The organism is Phytohabitans kaempferiae (genome assembly GCF_042433955.1).
In the GTDB taxonomy this organism is placed as follows: Bacteria; Actinomycetota; Actinomycetes; order Mycobacteriales; family Micromonosporaceae; genus Phytohabitans; species Phytohabitans kaempferiae.
The window spans coordinates 58,127-73,630 of the sequence record NZ_JBHLUH010000064.1; the positions used below are offsets into that span (position 1 = coordinate 58,127).

15 protein-coding genes are annotated in these 15,504 nt (G+C 70.0%); 2 read left to right on the forward strand and 13 right to left on the reverse strand.

Going from position 1 to position 15,504, the window contains the following annotated elements:
• Positions 1–874: 874 nt before the first annotated feature.
• The 13 genes from ACFFIA_RS30825 to ACFFIA_RS30885 all read right to left on the reverse strand — a co-directional run bounded on the left by ACFFIA_RS30825 (position 875) and on the right by ACFFIA_RS30885 (position 13,146).
• Positions 875–1,900: a phosphotransferase enzyme family protein gene (locus ACFFIA_RS30825; protein WP_377257541.1), complete on the reverse strand. Its 1,026-nt coding sequence runs from the start codon at positions 1,898–1,900 to the stop codon at positions 875–877.
• Complete coding sequence (locus ACFFIA_RS30830; RefSeq protein ID WP_377257543.1) at positions 1,891–2,832, reverse strand: phosphotransferase; 942 nt, start codon at positions 2,830–2,832, stop codon at positions 1,891–1,893. The genes ACFFIA_RS30825 and ACFFIA_RS30830 overlap by 10 nt, the downstream gene beginning before the upstream one ends.
• 1 nt (position 2,833) lies before the next feature.
• Positions 2,834–3,337 carry an NUDIX domain-containing protein gene (locus tag ACFFIA_RS30835; RefSeq protein WP_377257705.1) on the reverse strand — a complete coding sequence of 168 codons (504 nt, stop codon included), beginning with the start codon at positions 3,335–3,337 and terminating at the stop codon, positions 2,834–2,836.
• A gap of 5 nt (positions 3,338–3,342) precedes the next feature.
• Positions 3,343–4,452, reverse strand: a complete 1,110-nt coding sequence (locus ACFFIA_RS30840) for a DegT/DnrJ/EryC1/StrS family aminotransferase (protein WP_377257545.1) — start codon at positions 4,450–4,452, stop codon at positions 3,343–3,345.
• On the reverse strand, positions 4,449–5,504 hold the full coding sequence (locus ACFFIA_RS30845; RefSeq protein ID WP_377257547.1) for a Gfo/Idh/MocA family protein: 1,056 nt from the start codon (positions 5,502–5,504) through the stop codon (positions 4,449–4,451). Before ACFFIA_RS30845 ends, ACFFIA_RS30840 begins: the two co-directional genes overlap by 4 nt.
• A 35-nt stretch (positions 5,505–5,539) precedes the next feature.
• Positions 5,540–6,628, reverse strand: a complete 1,089-nt coding sequence (locus tag ACFFIA_RS30850) for a zinc-binding dehydrogenase (protein WP_377257549.1) — start codon at positions 6,626–6,628, stop codon at positions 5,540–5,542.
• A gap of 33 nt (positions 6,629–6,661) precedes the next feature.
• Complete coding sequence (locus ACFFIA_RS30855; protein ID WP_377257551.1) at positions 6,662–7,873, reverse strand: DegT/DnrJ/EryC1/StrS family aminotransferase; 1,212 nt, start codon at positions 7,871–7,873, stop codon at positions 6,662–6,664.
• Positions 7,866–8,249 carry a cupin domain-containing protein gene (locus tag ACFFIA_RS30860; protein WP_377257553.1) on the reverse strand — a complete coding sequence of 128 codons (384 nt, stop codon included), beginning with the start codon at positions 8,247–8,249 and terminating at the stop codon, positions 7,866–7,868. The genes ACFFIA_RS30855 and ACFFIA_RS30860 overlap by 8 nt, the downstream gene beginning before the upstream one ends.
• Entirely contained in the window at positions 8,243–9,187 is a 945-nt protein-coding gene (locus tag ACFFIA_RS30865; RefSeq protein WP_377257555.1) for a phosphotransferase family protein, read from the reverse strand. The genes ACFFIA_RS30860 and ACFFIA_RS30865 overlap by 7 nt, the downstream gene beginning before the upstream one ends.
• The gene (locus tag ACFFIA_RS30870; protein ID WP_377257557.1) at positions 9,184–10,143 is read right to left on the reverse strand and encodes a Gfo/Idh/MocA family protein; all 960 of its coding nucleotides are present in this window, start codon (positions 10,141–10,143) and stop codon (positions 9,184–9,186) included. The genes ACFFIA_RS30865 and ACFFIA_RS30870 overlap by 4 nt, the downstream gene beginning before the upstream one ends.
• Positions 10,140–10,745 (reverse strand): AAA family ATPase, encoded by a 606-nt coding sequence (locus ACFFIA_RS30875; protein WP_377257559.1) that lies wholly within the window; start codon positions 10,743–10,745, stop codon positions 10,140–10,142. Before ACFFIA_RS30875 ends, ACFFIA_RS30870 begins: the two co-directional genes overlap by 4 nt.
• Positions 10,742–12,106, reverse strand: a complete 1,365-nt coding sequence (locus ACFFIA_RS30880; protein WP_377257561.1) for a glycosyltransferase family protein — start codon at positions 12,104–12,106, stop codon at positions 10,742–10,744. The genes ACFFIA_RS30875 and ACFFIA_RS30880 overlap by 4 nt, the downstream gene beginning before the upstream one ends.
• A 188-nt stretch (positions 12,107–12,294) precedes the next feature.
• Positions 12,295–13,146: a glycosyltransferase family 8 protein gene (locus tag ACFFIA_RS30885; RefSeq protein ID WP_377257563.1), complete on the reverse strand. Its 852-nt coding sequence runs from the start codon at positions 13,144–13,146 to the stop codon at positions 12,295–12,297.
• Between the two features lie 217 nt (positions 13,147–13,363).
• Between ACFFIA_RS30885 and ACFFIA_RS30890 the strand changes: the two genes are divergently transcribed.
• Together ACFFIA_RS30890 and ACFFIA_RS30895 are read left to right on the forward strand one after the other, a co-directional pair.
• Positions 13,364–14,701 carry an NsdA family TPR-like regulatory protein gene (locus ACFFIA_RS30890; RefSeq protein ID WP_377257565.1) on the forward strand — a complete coding sequence of 446 codons (1,338 nt, stop codon included), beginning with the start codon at positions 13,364–13,366 and terminating at the stop codon, positions 14,699–14,701.
• Positions 14,701–15,225 carry an NUDIX domain-containing protein gene (locus ACFFIA_RS30895; RefSeq protein WP_377257567.1) on the forward strand — a complete coding sequence of 175 codons (525 nt, stop codon included), beginning with the start codon at positions 14,701–14,703 and terminating at the stop codon, positions 15,223–15,225. The genes ACFFIA_RS30890 and ACFFIA_RS30895 overlap by 1 nt, the downstream gene beginning before the upstream one ends.
• The last annotated feature ends 279 nt before the right edge of the window (positions 15,226–15,504 follow it).

Consider the following 15,504-nt stretch of genomic DNA (forward strand, 5'->3'; position numbering starts at 1 on the left):
GACGTGCACGGCACTCGATGACTAGTCGTACGGGGCCTGATGCCGAACACATGGGTGCAGCGGCTGGAGAGGCTCGATCCCGTGACCAGGTGTGCACCTCTCGCACAGGCTTGCCGAGTCCCGTCCTGGCAGGTGGGTGAGGTGGCTAGCCGGTGACAACCAGAGCCAGCAACGATTCCCGGTCACGGGACCGATTGCGAGCCCTATGGATGCTCCTGGGCTCGCAATCTACCCTGCTCACAAAGAACGCCTGGTCGATCTTGGCCGTGCGGAACCGCTGCGACAGAAAGGTCAGCGGTTGTTCGAAAAGTGAGCGGCGTACACCACCCAGAACGTACTCATTTCAGCTACTTGTTTTAATTTGACCTACGACCTGAGCCCGGCCAGGCTGGGTCGGGGTGGCTGGCGGGTTGCTCTCATTTGCGGCTGTCCACGGCTCATGGTGTGTGACTCTCATCTGGCATGCGCCCGCCGGTCGCCGCGGCAGGGGTGGCTCAAGAGCCGGGTTTCCTTCCGCCAAGCGAACGAGGATCGCCGTGGCGGGCAGCCTGACTTGGGGAATCGGTGAGCACGCCTCTGTTGAGCCGCCACGGCCGGGCGCGCCGGCCAGCAGCGGCACGCTCTTGAAGAGCCAGCCCGAGGGCGGCAAGGGGTATGCGAGCCACTGCCGACCGACGCCCTGACGCTACGGGCTGCAGACCCGCGCATCTGTCCCCATTAGACAAGTCAGGGGGTTGCCAGATGTGTATGCCGCGAGGGTGGTTGCGGCCGTCGTCAGCTTGCTCGCAGTGACGGACTTTCGGTCGATTGCCGTGTGACCTCCACCTGGGCGCCCCTGCTTAGCTCCAGTCGTACCGGCCAGGTCGTGGGGTGCTCAGCGGGGCGTTGCCCGCAGAACATCCTCAACCTTGGCGAGGTCGTTCATCACCACGACCAACGCCTGCTGCCGGTCCCGGGCGTACGTCCTCAAGGGATCGGCCAGCAACGATTCGCCGGTGACCAGTTCGTCGAACGGGTAGATCGAGGTCGCCGAGTAACAGACCCACGCCCGCACCATCGCAACCAGATCGTCCGGCCGGGCGTCGTTGTGCTCGTCGCGATACCCGGCGGCAAGAAGACGCAGGCCGCGCTGCCATTGCTCGCCCCGCAACACGGTCCGGGGATCGCATCCGATTCGTGAGATTTCCCAGGCCACCGGCCGGGCACGCGGCGGCCGGAAGTCGATCACCGCTGCCACCCGGTCGTGGTGGAACAGGACGTTGGGTGCCGCGAAGTCCCCGTGCAGGATCTGGCACGTCAGCGGCGGCAATCCGGCCAGGATCTCGGTGATTCGTGGCATCAGCGCGAGACGCCAGCGAAGCACGTCGGTGGCCCATGTCTGGAAATCGTCGCCGTCTGGTTTGTGTGACAGCGCTGCGAGGATCTTGTTGATCTTGCCGATCGACCGGTCGACATCACACAAAGCCGACGCCGGCTCCACGGTGCACTGCGCCGCCGGATGCTCGGCCAGAACTCGATGGAGGCGACCCAACGATCGGCCGACTGCGGCCATCTGACGCTCGGTCAGCCCAGACTCCCCGGCCGGTTCACCCCGGACGAATTCCCAGACCGAGAAACGAGTCTGGTCGCTGTGATGGATCAGCGACCCGTCCAGCGACCGGATCACCGCGGCGGTGGGCACACCGCCTGCGGCGGCGAATTGTGACAGCTCCATAGCCGCCCGCTCGGTATCCAGGTCTGTGCCGGGCTGGTACACCTTCACGAAGATCTGGCGACCGCCGGCGCGCCCGGTGTAGTTCACGGTCGCCGTTCCGCTCAGCAAGCGTTGCAGTGCCGCGTCGGGCCAGCCGTAGGCTACTGCCAGCGCTTTGACGACGGACTCGATCCCACTCACGAACATGCCCTCATGATCAATTTTCTAGTTCGGAGAAGCCAGAAGTCGGACATGCGCTTCCACCACAGGCGGTGGACGCCATCGGCGAGGTCCGCGTCGTCTATGCGAATGATGGTGCGGTAGCCGGCGACGAATGCGCAGACCCGTTCCAGATCCAGCCCGTTGGCGGTGGCGAACTGGATTGTGGCGGTGCGGGCGATCTCTTCGGCGAATGGGCGGACGCGGATGCGGTCCCAGTCGATGACCGCGCCGATGGTCGGGCCGGTCCAGATAATGTTGCGGTGTTGCAGGTCTCCGTGCGTCCACCCATACGGCCCCTTGGGCAGGTTGTCGGTTGGCCGGGAGTGGGCGTGTTTGTCGATGAGCGCGATGCGCTGGTCGAGCAGGTCGATCACGGTGGTGTCGAACGAGCCGCCGGCGGCATGCGCCGCGGTTTGGAACCGGCGCGCTTCGGCGATGGCTTGCTCTGGTTGCACGGTGCGGGCGGTGGGCGCGCCGGTGATGGCTGGTAGTCCGATTGACGGGTCGAGCTGGTTGAGCCGTTGGTGGAGCTTTCCGATCGTGGCGCCGAGATCCTGGGCCTGGGTGCGGGTCAGGTCAGGCCCGTTGGGGTGTTCGCCGTCGAGCCAAGGCAACAGGCAGTAAGCGCGGGTGCCGACTTCGATGACGGGGTCGCTGTCGCGGGTGAGTAGCGGTGGGCAGACCGGTACCCCGCCTTCGTGGAGAGCGGTCAGGACGCGCAGGTTCCGGCGGGCTGTGGTTACGGGGATGTCCAGGAGTTGTTTGAGCGCGTACCGACCGTTGGTGGTGATGATCTGCCAGTTGCGGTTCATCAGGCCGTGCGTCAGGTACACCACCGAGTCGACGTGATCGAGTTGGAATGCGTCGCGGACGCGGTCCAGGTCGTGGTCGGGCAGCTGGGGCTCGCGGTTGGTCACGTCATGCTCCAAAGTCGGCGGGAACGGGCTGGGCCGGCGGGGTGAGGGTGTTGATGCGGGCCAGGAGCAGGTGGGCGCCGTGTCGGCTGTCGTCGAACATGTCCAGCCCGTTCAGTTCGTTGGGGGCGAACCAGCCGAAAGGTAGCTCGGCGGGTTCGGGTGGCTCGTGCTGCGTGGTGAGGGCGAGGTAGAGGTGGTCGATGTGGATGTGTGGGTGCGGGTGGCGTGGTTCGGCGGGCACGGGTTGCTCGGTGATCCATACCGGCACCGGTACGCCGGGGACCGCGTCGGTGAGCTCGTCGGTGTGGGTGTTGATCAGTTGGGCGGTGAGTCCGGTTTCCTCGCTGGTTTCGCGGAGCGCGGCTTCGGCGGGGTTTTCGTGGGGTTCGAGGTGGCCGCCGGGCAGCATCCAGCGGTGCAGCCGCGGGTGGTGGATGAGGCCGATGCGCCAGCCGCTGTGGATGTGGGTGAGGAGAAAGACGCTCGCGGTGGCGTGTTTGAGCATCGGGGTCACCGGTGTAATGCTGCCGCGACGCGGTCCAGATCGGGCGGACCGACACCCTCGTGACAGGGAACGGTGACCAGAGTTGCGGCCAACTGTTCGGCGTTACGGCACATGGTGGGCGGAGCGTGACGGGCTAGCGCCGGCGTGTGGTACAGCGGCTGGTAGCGGTAGCGCAGCGGGTCGGAGGTGATGCCGGCGGCGGCGAGCCGCCGCCCGACCGGCTCGGCCAGGCCCGTGGTGGTGGTGGTGAACACGGCGGCGTAGCCGTTGGGTCGGCCGTCGGCACGGATTGGAAATGGATGGAGTCCGCCGACACTGGCGAGGTGTTCGGTGACGGCGTGCAGGGTGGCGCGCCGGTGTTCCAGTCGGGTGGCGAGCCGGCCGAGTTGGGTGAGGCCGAGGGCGGCGGCGAGGGCGTTGGGTTTGAGGTTGAGACCGAAGGTGGCGCCGAAGCCCTCACCGGGTCGTTTGCCGATGTTGCGCAGCTCGCGTAGGCGACGGGCGATGGCGGGGTTGGTGGTGAGGCAGAAGCCGCCCTCGCCGGTGCAGACGAGTTTGCGGTTGTGGGTGCTGAAGGTGCCGATGGTGGCGCGGGTGCCGGCGTAGCGGCCGGCCACGAGGGTGCCGTGGGCTTGGGCGGCGTCTTCGATGAGCGGGATGCCCCAGCCGTGGCAGGCGTTGGCCAGGTCGGGGCCGTCGGCCGGGTATCCCCACATGGGCACCGCGATGACGGCCCGGGTCCGTGCGGTGATTTTGGTGGCGACGTCGTCGAGGTCGAGCGCGAAGCTGGTCGCGGTGGCTGTGTCGGCGAAGATGGGGGTGGCGCCGATGGCGAGGATGGGCATGGCGGTCATGACCGGTGCGGTGGCCGCGACGATGACCTCGTCGCCGGCGCCGACGTCGAGCGCGAGCAGGGCGAGGTGCAGCGCGGCGGTGCCGGACGAGCAGGCGACCGCGTGGTTGGTGCCGAACCAGTCGGCGAGGGCGGTCTCGTAGTCGGCGACCACGGATGCTGTGCCGGACAGGTCGCGGGTGTCGAGGACGGCGCGGATGGCGGCGTGGTCGGTGTCGTCGATGATGACGTGTGCGGTGTCGAGCGCCGGGGGTGTGCTCATGCTGTGCCACCGGTTGGGGTGAGTTGGTCCATGATCTGGTAGGTGGGCAGCAGGTCGGCCAGGCTCGGGGTGAACCGCCCGCCGGTGGCGACCGCGGTGCAGAAGGCGGCGAGTTCGCCGCCGAACCCGGCGCGGCCGTAGCCGACATCCAGTGGGCTGGGCCGCCAATGGCTGCTGGTGCCCCGCTGATTCCGACCGGTGTGCAGGGCGTCGGAAGCGGGGTAGGTGACGGTCAGGTCGGCCAGGCTGGTGAGGTTGGCGGTGATCCCGGTGGTGGTGCTGACCTCGATGCGGTGCTCGAAGCGGGGTGCAAGGTTGCCGCAGTGCACGGTACCGATGGTTCCGTTGGCGTGATGGGTTTGGAGACCGAACCAGACCTGGTCGCCGGTCTGTCGGCAGGCCGGCTGGATGTCCACGGCGGGTGCGCCGGCCAAGCTGAGTAGCAGGTCGATCGGATGGATGGCCTGGGCGAGCAGGAAGCTGTTCCACAGCGGAAGGCCCCACATCGAGGTGGTGGGTTTGCTGGCCACATGCCGCACGCCGATCATCGACGGGCCGCTGGGCTGATGGTCGCCGACTAGGGTGTGTAGTCGGCGTACCGGGGCGGCCCAGCGGAAGTTCATACCCACCCCGGTGAGCACGCCACCGCGTTCGGCAGCCGCGGCCAACTCGGCCAGCACTGCGGTGGAGGTGGCCGGTGGCTTTTCCACGAACACCGGGATGCCGGCGTCGATGGCGGCGGCCGCGATCTGTTCGTGGGCCTGGGGTGGGCAGGCCGCTATCAGGCAGTCGACAAGCCCACCGTCCAGCAATTGGGCGACGGTGGCCAAGCGGTCAGGCACGCCGACGCGTAAGGCGAGCCGGTCGCGGCGCGGTTGGTCGGGATCGACGACGGCGCTGATTCGTGCGTGCGGTACTTGGAGCAGTGCCGGCACGAGATGGGTGGTGGCCTGCTGGCCGGCGCCGACGATGCCGACGCGGACAGGTCTGGACGAGGCTGGCGGGTCGGCGGCGGCCTGACTGTCGGGTGGTGCGGCGAGGTCGATGCTCATGCGTGACTCCCAAGAAGCGAGTGTGTGGGTCGGGGTTAGAAGGTGATGAGGGCTCGGACGCCGCGGTGGGCGCGGGTGTCAGCGAACGCGTCGTTGACCTCGGCCAAGGGGCGGCGGGAGGTGATCAGTTCCTGGGTGCGCAGCAGACCGCGGAGGGCGAGGTCGGCGTAGCGGGGGATGTCGGCCCGGGTGCGGACTGATCCCATGACGGTGCCGGTGATGGTGCGGCCTTGGCGCAGCAGCCGTGCGGGCAGGGTGATGTCGGCGCCGGCGGGCGACATGCCGAGGATGGTGGCGTGGCCGTCGGGGGCGAGGACGGCGACGGCGTGGGCGACGGTGTCCGGTGAGCCGACCGCCTCGACAGCGGCCTCGACGCCGGCACCTCCGGTGGCGGCGAGGACCGCTGCGACGGGGTCGTCGCTGGTGGGGTCGATGGCGTGGGTGGCGCCGATTGCGGCGGCGAGGGCGCGGCGGTGGGGTTGCGGGTCGACCGCGATGATCTGGGCGGCGCCGGCGATGCGGGCGGCTTGGATCGCGCCGAGGCCGACACCGCCGCAGCCGAACACGGCCACCCGCCCGCCGGGGGTGGGGCGGGCGATGTTGAACACGGCGGCCAGGCCGGTGGTCAGGCAGCAGGACAGCAGGGCGGCGGCCTCGAACGGCAGCGCGTCCGGGATGGGGACGAGGTTGTGGGCGTCAACGAGCATCAGGTCGGCGAGCGCGCTGACGCCGAGGTACTGCCGGCAGTGCCGGTCGTCGATGCGGAGCCGCTGCCGTTGCCGCTGCTTCGTGGTCGGGTCGGTGCAGTAGACCATCTGACCGGACAGGCAGTTGCCGCATCGGCCGCAGAAGGTTTGGTCGCAGACGATGACCCGCTGCCCGGCGCTGATGTCGGTCACGCCCGGGCCGACGAGTTCGACGGTGCCAGCCGCTTCGTGGCCGAGGACGGTGGGCGTCGGGTAGGGGATCCGGCCGTCGGCGAAGTGCACGTCGGTGCCGCAGATGCCGGTGACGGCGGTGCGGACGAGGACCTCGCCGACACCGGGGTCGGCGACTGTGATCTGCTCGACGCACATCGGGTCGGCGACGGTGCGCAGGACGGCGGCCATTGCGGTGTGGGCCATAACAGACTCTCCAGGGGTTTGGTGCGGAGGTGGTCAGCGGATTGCCTGGGTCAGGACGGTGGCGAGGGTGTCGCCGACCTGGTGCATGTAGTCGGCGGCCGGCACGTCCGGCACCTTCAGTAGGAGGGTTTGCCGGCGGGCAACCTGGTAGTTCGGCAGCGCGTGCGGGTCCGGTGGGCGCCAGCCGGTGTGCCGCACGTGCGGGAAGGCTTCGTGCAGCAGGGCCGGGTCTTGCAGCAGTGGGCTGGATAGCCAGTCTTCGTACAGCGGCCGGACCGGCACCCCGGCGGCGGTACAGGCGGCGAACAGCGCAGCCGGGTTGGGGACCGGCTCGGTGATGATCAGCGGCGTGCCGTACCAACCGCGTGTCGACCCGGCAGCCACGAGGGGTGTGGTGATCGGGGCGGCGTGGGCGTGCAGGACATCCAGCAGGCGGGCGAAGTTGGTTTCGCTGGCCGCCATCCGATCTGCTAGGCGGCGAAGTTGCACGCTGGCGATGGCGGCGGCCACGGTCGGCATGCGGGTCTTGTAGCCCAGACCAGTGGACGTCAACGGTCGCAGGGCCGGGTCGGTGAGCTCGGCGGCCAGCCGGTGCGGGTGGTGGCCCAGCGTCAACGCGCGCTCGTAGACGGTGCGGGAGTTGGTGGTCAGCACGCCACCTTCCCCGCCGGAGACCGGTTTGCGTTCCATCAGGGAGAAGCAGCCGGCCGCGCCCCAGGAGCCGACGGGCCGGCTGGCGTAGCGGGCGCCGTGGGCGTGTGAGCAGTCCTCCACGATCGGCACGCCGGTTACGGCGGTGAGGGCGTCCATCCGGGCGGGGATGCCGAAGGTGTGGGTTACCAGCACTGCGCTCGCCTGCCCGGCCGTGGCGATGGTGGCGGGGTTGAGGTTGACGCCGCCGGGCTCGACATCGGCGAAGACGGGGAAACTGCCGGCGTGGAACGCGACCAGGATCGCTGAGATCCAGGTCAGCGGTGAGGTGACCACGCCCGCGTCGGGGTGGGCGCCGACGCCGCGCAGGGCGCCGTGCAGCGAGGCGGTGCCGGAGGCGAACGACAGCGCATACACGGTGTTGGTGAGGTCGGCGAAGGCGTCTTCGAGAGCGGCGATCGCCGGCCCCCGGCTGGTGTCGGACAGCCGGCCGGCATGCAGCAGGTCACGCACCGCCGCCTGGTCTTCAGGCCCGTAGCGGGGAGCGCGCGGGAACGGCAGCGAGACGTGACGTGCCGGGTTCGCGCTACGCATCGCGGGTCGCCACCGCGACCGGGTGCTTGACCGCCAGGTCCGGGGTGCGGTGCAGATGGCTGCCGTTGCCGCCGGCGGGGATGGGCGCGGACAGCCAGAAGATGTGCAGCTCGTCGGCGACGTCGATGATGTCGTGTTCGACGCCGGCCGGGGTGTAGACGATGTCCCCCGCGATCACGTGGTGGTGTTGGTCGCCGACGGCAATCGTGCCGGTGCCGGCGGCGACGAGCCAGAACTCGGCCATGTCGTGGTAGTGGCGGTCGAAGCGGGCGGTGCCGTCGGCGCGGATGACGAACAGCCCGGCCGAGGATGCGGGGCAGCCGTCGGGCCGGTTGCCGTCGTTGAGGCGGTCGCGTCGCGCGGTGCGGATCAACATGGCGGGCCTTCCTGGATCGGGGGCGGCGGTGGGGTAATGCGCGGGTGGGCGGCGGGTTGCTGGCAGGACAGGTCGGCCAGGTCCGCCTGCAACTGGGCGGTGCGCAGCGTCAGCTGCGTGGGTTCGGCCTTGGCGACGTGTTGGGCGAGCATCGCGGCGGCGATCCGCACCCGGTACAGCGCCAGCCGCATCCGGGTCGGGGGATCGGGTGCGGTGGTGAAGTAACCGGTGTACAGGCCGTGGGTCAGCTCGGCCGGCTCCTGTAGTGACCAGCCGGCGAGGTCCGCGAGGGGGTCGCCGCCGCGCACGCTTTCCAGGTCGACGACGCCGCTGATCCGGCCGTCCTTGACGATGACGTGTCGGGCGGTCCAGTCACCGTGCAGCAGCACGGCCGGCACACCAGCCAGCAAGGGCAGGTGGTGCCGCAGCGCTTGCAGCGCCTGCGCCCGCAGGGCCTGCATATCGGCGGTTGCGGTGGTGGGTAGTGGCGGGAGCTGGAGCAGCCAGCTGTGGAGGCAGGGGCGAAGGCCCACACCGACGGTGTCCAGTCGGCCGTAGCCGCGCACCGGCACGGTGTGGATGCGCCGCAGCAGGCGTCCGGCCTGCGCCGCCAGCTCTGCGGACTGGGCGTGGTCGGCGTGGTGCTGGTCCAGCGGGTTGCCGGGACAGCGGGTCTCGACCAGCAGCCGGCCCCGGTAGCCCAGCACGGTCGGTGCGGGCACGCCGACGGCGGCGAGTTGGACGGCGGCCCAGGCGGCCACCCCGGAACGGACTCTGCTGGTCCGGGCGGCTTTGACTACTAGGTCGCGGCCGGCCACGGCGGTGGCGTAGACCTGGTTGTCCTCACCGGCGGCCAGCGGCACCAGAGCTGTGTGAGGGCCGGTCACGCCAGCGGTGGCGAGCACCGCGGTCAGCTCGACGTCCGGCACGCGGGTCATGGTTGTTCCTGCGGGATGGGCGAGACGTCTGCGGGGCGGCCGGTACGTGCGGCGGTCAGGGCGGCCTGCAGCATCGCGACCGAGCGCAGCCCGAGGGTGGGCCAGGGCGTGACGGCACCGGCGGTCACGGCCTGCACCGTGTCGAGCATGGTGGTGATGCACCGCTGGTATGCCGGCGGCCGGACGCTGGAGGTCTGGTCGCGCGGCTCCCACCGGGCGGCCAAATCGGGGCCGTCGACCCGCCACTTGCCGACCGCGCTCGTGGTCAGGCCAGGGCCGGCGTAGCCGCCGCGGTAGCACAACACGGAACCGTCGGCGAAGGTGATGGTGATCGCGGCCAGGCCGCAGTGCGCGCCGAGGAACGGCAGGGCCATCTCGGTGGCGGCGACTTGTGCCGGGTCGCCGCTGATGAGGGCTTGGACCTGGTCGAAAGCGTGCACGGCCAGATCGGTGGTCACCGGGAGCGGCTGTTCGCGGCGGAACCCCGGGTCGTGCAGGTTGACCACCACCTCGGCGGTGACCGCGAGTGGACCACGCTGTGCGGCGGTGGCCATGTCGGCGAACGCGACGAACTCTGGGTCGTGTGCCCGGTTGTGCATCACCGCCAACGTGCGGCGGTTGGCGCGGGCGAGTTCGGCCAGCTCGACCGCATCGGATGCCTGCAGAGCGAGGGGCTTCTCGGTCAGGACGTGCAGGCCGGCGGCGAGGGCTTCGCGGGACACCGCAGCGTGCAGCTGCGGTGGGGTCAGGTTGGCCACGAGGTCGGCCCGAACTTGCGCGTGGGCCTGGCGCAGGCTGGTGGCGGGTACCGCCGCCGGGCAGCGTCTTGCGGCCAACTGTTCGGCACGGTCGATGTCGGGGTCGACCACGGCGACCACGTCGATGCGCGGATCGGCGGTCAGGGTCCGTGCCCACCGGTCGGCGATCGCGCCGCAGCCGACGATGACGGCCTTCACGCCACCGCTCCCATCCGGGTTGCGCAACGCTGACGGATGACGGCGGTCGCCTGGTCGGCGACGGCGTCCGGGCCGGCGTCGGTGCCGAGCGGTACTAGTTGCGGGACGAGCGGGTCGGTGAAGTGCTCGGTGAAGTAGCGGGTGAACGTCGGGTCGTAGAACAGACGCGGCATGCTGACGCGCCGTGCGGCCCGGCGGGCCCGCTCACCGTCGCAGGCGTACAGCAGCAGGGTCAGGTCCGGTATGACGATCGGATGCGCCAGGGTGAGGGCGCGGGCCGGGGCGTCGCAGTCGTAGCCGTGCAGCCGCCCCACGGCGTGGGCGTGGGCCAGCAGCGTGTCCACCGTGCGATCGAGGATGACCACCTGTCCCCGGCCGGCCGCCGCCAGTGCCGCCTCTCGCCGCACCGTTTCCACCGGCAGCAACACGGTCAGGGCGGCGAGCTGGTCCTCGGCGGTTTCCGAGTCCGGTGGCGGCAGCAGCGACGGGTCAGGGGCGGCGTGGTAGTAGCAGGGCACCACGTGCGCGTCGAGGCGCTCGGCGAGGGCTCGGGCGAGGGTGGTCTTGCCGACGCAGCTGACCCCCTCCAAACCGATGATCATTTCTGTTCCTTCCGGTCAGGACCGCGGCGGTGGGTTTTAGGCGACAGCGGCAGACCCGCCGAGGTGGCGGCGTCGACGATCGCGGCCACTGGTCCGATGCTCTGGACCAGGTAGGCGGCGAAGACCTCGGCCGCGTCGCGCGCTTGTGCGGCGAGGCCGGGTCGGTGTGCCTGTTGCGCGGCGAGCACCCGCACCGGGGCCACGCCACCTAGCCACAGCGCCGCGGCGGCGAATGTCCGCGTGGGCGGCGTGGTGGCGGAGCGGACGACGGCCACCGCGCATGCGGCGGTCGCCGGGGTGGCCAGCAGCCAGGTGGCGGCCCGGTAGCCGGCCACGCCGAGTGCGATCGCCTGCTCGACCGGTGTGCCGCGGCCGGCGTGGCGGGCTGCGCGGGCACATGCCGGATAGTCCAGGTAGCTGCGAAACCACCGCCGGTGCGTGGCGATCAGGTCGCCGACGCGTTCCGGTGCCGGCGCCACCAACATCACGGGGGCGGCATGGACGGGGAGGCGGGCGGTTGTTAGCTGGTAGCCGAAGGGCAGGTCGTCCAGGATCGTGTACTCGGGCAGCCCGCCGACCCGTTGGTGGACGTCGATGCGGACCAGCAGCCCGTGCCCGACCGTCTGCGCCAAGCCGCGCCGCGCCGCGTCGAGCACCGTAACGCCGGTGGGTCGCTGGATGGCTGCGGCGTAGCGGCGGAACGATGGGATCTCCCGGCGCAGTGTCCACAGTGTTTGGAGACGGGCGGCGCCGGAGCACAGGTGCCGCTGCCACGCTTGGTCAGCGGTCCCGCTGGTTTCGAAGCGGGCGGACTGCTGGACCACCGCCGGCGGCTGCCCGTCGGCGCGGTGGCGTGCGGCGATGTATCCGAGGGTGCGACGCAGTAGAGCCAGGTCAGGGCGGGAGTCCACGTCGTACACCGCGATGTAGTCGTGCTCTCGTGCGGTGGGCATCTGTGCGACGGCGTAGTTGACCTGGGCGGCCTTGCGACCCTCGCCGCGATAATGCACGTGGCGGACCGGCGCGCCGGCCAGCTCGGGGCGCCGCAGTAGGTCTGCGACCACTTCGTAGGTGAGCGGGCGGGCGGAGAGCACAGACCGGACCTCTGCGCCGGCCAGGTAGCCGTCCGGGCCGGCCGTGTCCGCTTCGGTCAGCTGGCGAAGCTCGGTGGGGGTCAGGTGCGGAAACCGACGTGCCGTGATCTGCCGGCGAGGGCAGCGGGTCAGCGCGTCGATGAGGTGCTGGCGTTCGCGTTCCTCCCGCGCCGTGGTCACCACGGTCACTGTGGAGCCGGGCAGCTGCGTTGTCAGGGCGGCGAACCAGGCGATCGCGGCGCCGACGTGGGCCTGTTCCCACAGCACTGGTACCACCATGTGCAGCGCGGGCGATCGGTCACCTCCCGCGTCACACGGCTCGACGTCCGGCGGCTGTGTCAGGTAGCCCATGGTCTGCCGCAACCGCCAGAGGCCGACGGCGTGTCGGCCAGCGGCGGCGGCTGCGGCCCAGAGCCAGGGATCCCGCCACCACCGGGCAGGCGGTGGTCGGCGGGTCATCGCGCACCAGCCAACACGGGTGCGGGCAGGAACCGCCGGTACAGCCGGCGCAGCGGCACCGGCGCGAAGGCGTCGTGCCAGGGTTTGACCGGGCCGGCGAAGTGCAGCACCGCAGCGGTGTATTCGTCGGCGAGCAGATCAGCCAGTGGCATGACCGGCTCGGCGGTGTGGTGGAAGAAGCCCGGCTGGGCGGCCAGCGCGGACATGGCGAAGGTGTTCCAGCACCGGTCCAGCCGCTGCCATCGGTCATCGACGGCGACGTTGAGGGCGTCCTGGTCCCACAGCTGCACCTCGTCCGGCCAGTCGACCAGGAAGCGGCGGGCCCGCTCGAAGACCCCCAACTCGGCGCAGGCGACCAGGTCCAGCAGCATCACGCCGGAGTTGAAGTACTCTCGGCCGGCTGGAACGCCGATCCGCTCGCAGCCGGGCAACGCGATGCCGGTGCCGACGATCGGGTTCTGCGGGTCGCGGACCGCCGCTACCGGGGCACCATCGAGCGGCTGGCGCAGCAACGGGCCAAGGTCACGAAGGACCAGGGTGTCCGCGTCCAGGTACAGCACCACCGGTTCGTCGTCGACCGACTGCGGGATCGCTAATCGCAGATACACCGCCGGCGACGCCCAGCCGGTCACTGGAAGCCGCGCCTCATGATCCACCGTCACCCGGCGCAGTTGGAGCTCCAGGCCGAGCTGCTCGCCGCAGGTCGCGACGGCCCGGCAGCTCGACGGGCTCAACGCATGGTGGAGCACGATCATCCGAGGACGCGTCGCCGGGTCCGGGTGCGCAGCGGCGACCGACGTCGCCAGCGCACAGAACGGCACCACGTACGTGTCGTCGATACCGCACACGATCGGGACGGTCGGCGCTGACCGCCGCTGTCCAGCCCGCACCATCTGGACCACCTCCGGGGGATAGGCCGGGCGGCATTTCGATGTCTCTATGGCACAGTGCGCACTCGGAGGATGGCAGTGTGTGAGGGTGGTGGGTTGTGGTGTCTGGTTCACACGGGGTGTGAGTTCGCGGCAACGCTTCGCGCCGAGCCGGGTGGTCTCGTACGCTTCCGGTGTGGGCGAGGCCAACGTGCTGCTGGAGGCGCTACTGACCCGCGCCGGCATCTCCCACGCCGGACTCGCCAAACAGGTCAACATTCGCGGCATAGACCTGCGGCTGCGCTACGACCATGCCTCTGTCGCCCGCTGGGTCCGCGACCACGCCATCCCCCGCGACCCCGTCCCTGAGATGATCTGCACGATCGTCGGTGAGCGGCTTGGTATCGATGTCACCCTGGCCGACATCGGCATGGTGCGCGGCGAAGCCGCGGACCGGCAGCCCTCATTGGCCGGTGCCATCGACCGCGCCGCCGCGCTCTGGCACGGCGACGCCCGCGGCCGCACCCCCACCACTCTGATCACCGGCGCCAAGGCCGCAGCCCCGATCTGGGAATGGGAGAACCCGCCCGACGACGACCACATCGCCCGGCTCGGCGAACACCGCGTCGACCCGGTCGACGTCGCCATGCTGCGCCGCGCCCGCGGCCACTACCAGGAGATGTACCGCCGGGTCGGTGGCATGCCGGTCCGCGCCCGGATCACCGCCCTGCTCGCCGACCGCGCCGCCCCGCTGCTACGCGCCGCCTACGACAACGACCTCGGCCGCCAGCTCTACCGGGCGGTCGGCGGGCTGGCCGCCCTCGCTGGCGTGTGCGCCTACGACGCCAACCAGCAACCCCTCTCCCAACGCCACCTGTTCACCGCACTGCGCCTGGCCAAAGCGTCCGGCGACCGGCAGTTCGGCGCCTACATCGTGGCCCTGCTCGCCAACCAGGCGCTCTACCTCGACCAACGCCGCCTCGTCGTCCAATACGCCGAAAGCGCCCTACGCGCCGGCGGCCCAAGCCTCAACCCCGCCCTCGTCACCGATCTGCACGCCCTCGCCGGCAAAGCCTACGCCCGGATGGGGGACGCGCACGCCTGCCGACCACACCTGCGCAAGTCGGAGACCACTGCGGCCACGCTCAGCCAACACCACGGCCAAGACGAGGTTTCCTACGTCCACCCCGGACTCGTCGAAACCCAGGTTGCAGAAGCGTTACGCCGCCTCGGCGACCTGGCCGCCGCGCAGACCTACGCCGAGGAATCGGTCCGCACAGCTGGCGCCACTCACCTCCGCGGCCAGGTGCACCGCCACGCCGGTCTCTCGCTCATCCTGGCTGCCCGGGGCGACCTCGACCGAAGTGTCCACGTCGCCGGCCACATGCTCGACCGCGCCGACGGCATGGAATCTGGCCGGATCCACGACCGGATCCAACACGTCGCCCGTGTCCTGCGCCCGCATGCCGCCGAGTCCAACGTCGCCGCGTTCCTCGAACGCGCCGACGAATACCTGCACTTGAAAGGAATCTGATGCGCTGGACCGTACACAGCGAACGCGACCTCTACCGCGACCAATGGGTCCACGTCGCCACCGCCGACGTCGAGCTACCCGACGGACGACACCTCGACCACCGGATCATCCGTACCGCCGCCCCAGGTGCCGGCATCGTCGTCGTCCACGAACACCGCGTGCTGCTCATGTGGCGACACCGGTTCATCACCGACACCTACGGCTGGGAAATCCCGCATGGCAGCATCAGACGAGGCGAGGCACCTGCGGACGCCGCTGCCCGCGAAGCGGAGGAAGAGACCGGCTGGCGACCCATGCCACCCATCCGCCCACTGGTCTATACCCAACCGTCGCCCGGTCTGATGACCTCCGAACACCACATCTTCCGCGCCGACTCGGCGACCTACATCGGCCCGCCCAAAGACGCCTTCGAAAGCGACAAGATTGACTGGATCCCACTCGGCGACGTCCGTTCCCTCATCGACAAGCAGCACATCGTGGCCGGCACCACACTCGTCGCGCTGCTCTACCTCCTGAACCAGTAGCCGAGGCTTCACCAGAGGCCCGGCTGCCTGGCTGGCACAGTGTCGAAGTCGCCCTTAAGAGGCCAGACCTGCGGCAGGTGCTTCCTGTGGCCGTCGCCACCGTTGTCGAAGGTGACCCCACTCATTAAGAGTGTCGGCGTCAACGCGATTGGACCAGGTCAAACGCGCCGCCAACAACGCCAGTGGTCGCCGAGATGATGTCCACCGACGGGGGCCGTGAACAGATGATGTCGCGGCCGAAGCCGGCGCGAGCGCGGTACTCCTGATCGGTCTCGCCAG

What these genes read in the sequence shown, in the direction of transcription:
- ACFFIA_RS30825 (WP_377257541.1), bottom strand. Translation starts at nt 1,900, where the DNA reads ATGTTCGTGAGTGGGATCGAGTCCGTCGTCAAAGCGCTGGCAGTAGCC.
- ACFFIA_RS30835 (WP_377257705.1), bottom strand. Translation starts at nt 3,337, where the DNA reads ATGCTCAAACACGCCACCGCGAGCGTCTTTCTCCTCACCCACATCCAC.
- ACFFIA_RS30840 (WP_377257545.1), bottom strand. Translation starts at nt 4,452, where the DNA reads ATGAGCACACCCCCGGCGCTCGACACCGCACACGTCATCATCGACGAC.
- ACFFIA_RS30845 (WP_377257547.1), bottom strand. Translation starts at nt 5,504, where the DNA reads ATGAGCATCGACCTCGCCGCACCACCCGACAGTCAGGCCGCCGCCGAC.
- ACFFIA_RS30850 (WP_377257549.1), bottom strand. Translation starts at nt 6,628, where the DNA reads ATGGCCCACACCGCAATGGCCGCCGTCCTGCGCACCGTCGCCGACCCG.
- ACFFIA_RS30855 (WP_377257551.1), bottom strand. Translation starts at nt 7,873, where the DNA reads ATGCGTAGCGCGAACCCGGCACGTCACGTCTCGCTGCCGTTCCCGCGC.
- ACFFIA_RS30860 (WP_377257553.1), bottom strand. Translation starts at nt 8,249, where the DNA reads ATGTTGATCCGCACCGCGCGACGCGACCGCCTCAACGACGGCAACCGG.
- ACFFIA_RS30865 (WP_377257555.1), bottom strand. Translation starts at nt 9,187, where the DNA reads ATGACCCGCGTGCCGGACGTCGAGCTGACCGCGGTGCTCGCCACCGCT.
- ACFFIA_RS30875 (WP_377257559.1), bottom strand. Translation starts at nt 10,745, where the DNA reads ATGATCATCGGTTTGGAGGGGGTCAGCTGCGTCGGCAAGACCACCCTC.
- ACFFIA_RS30895 (WP_377257567.1), top strand. Translation starts at nt 14,701, where the DNA reads ATGCGCTGGACCGTACACAGCGAACGCGACCTCTACCGCGACCAATGG.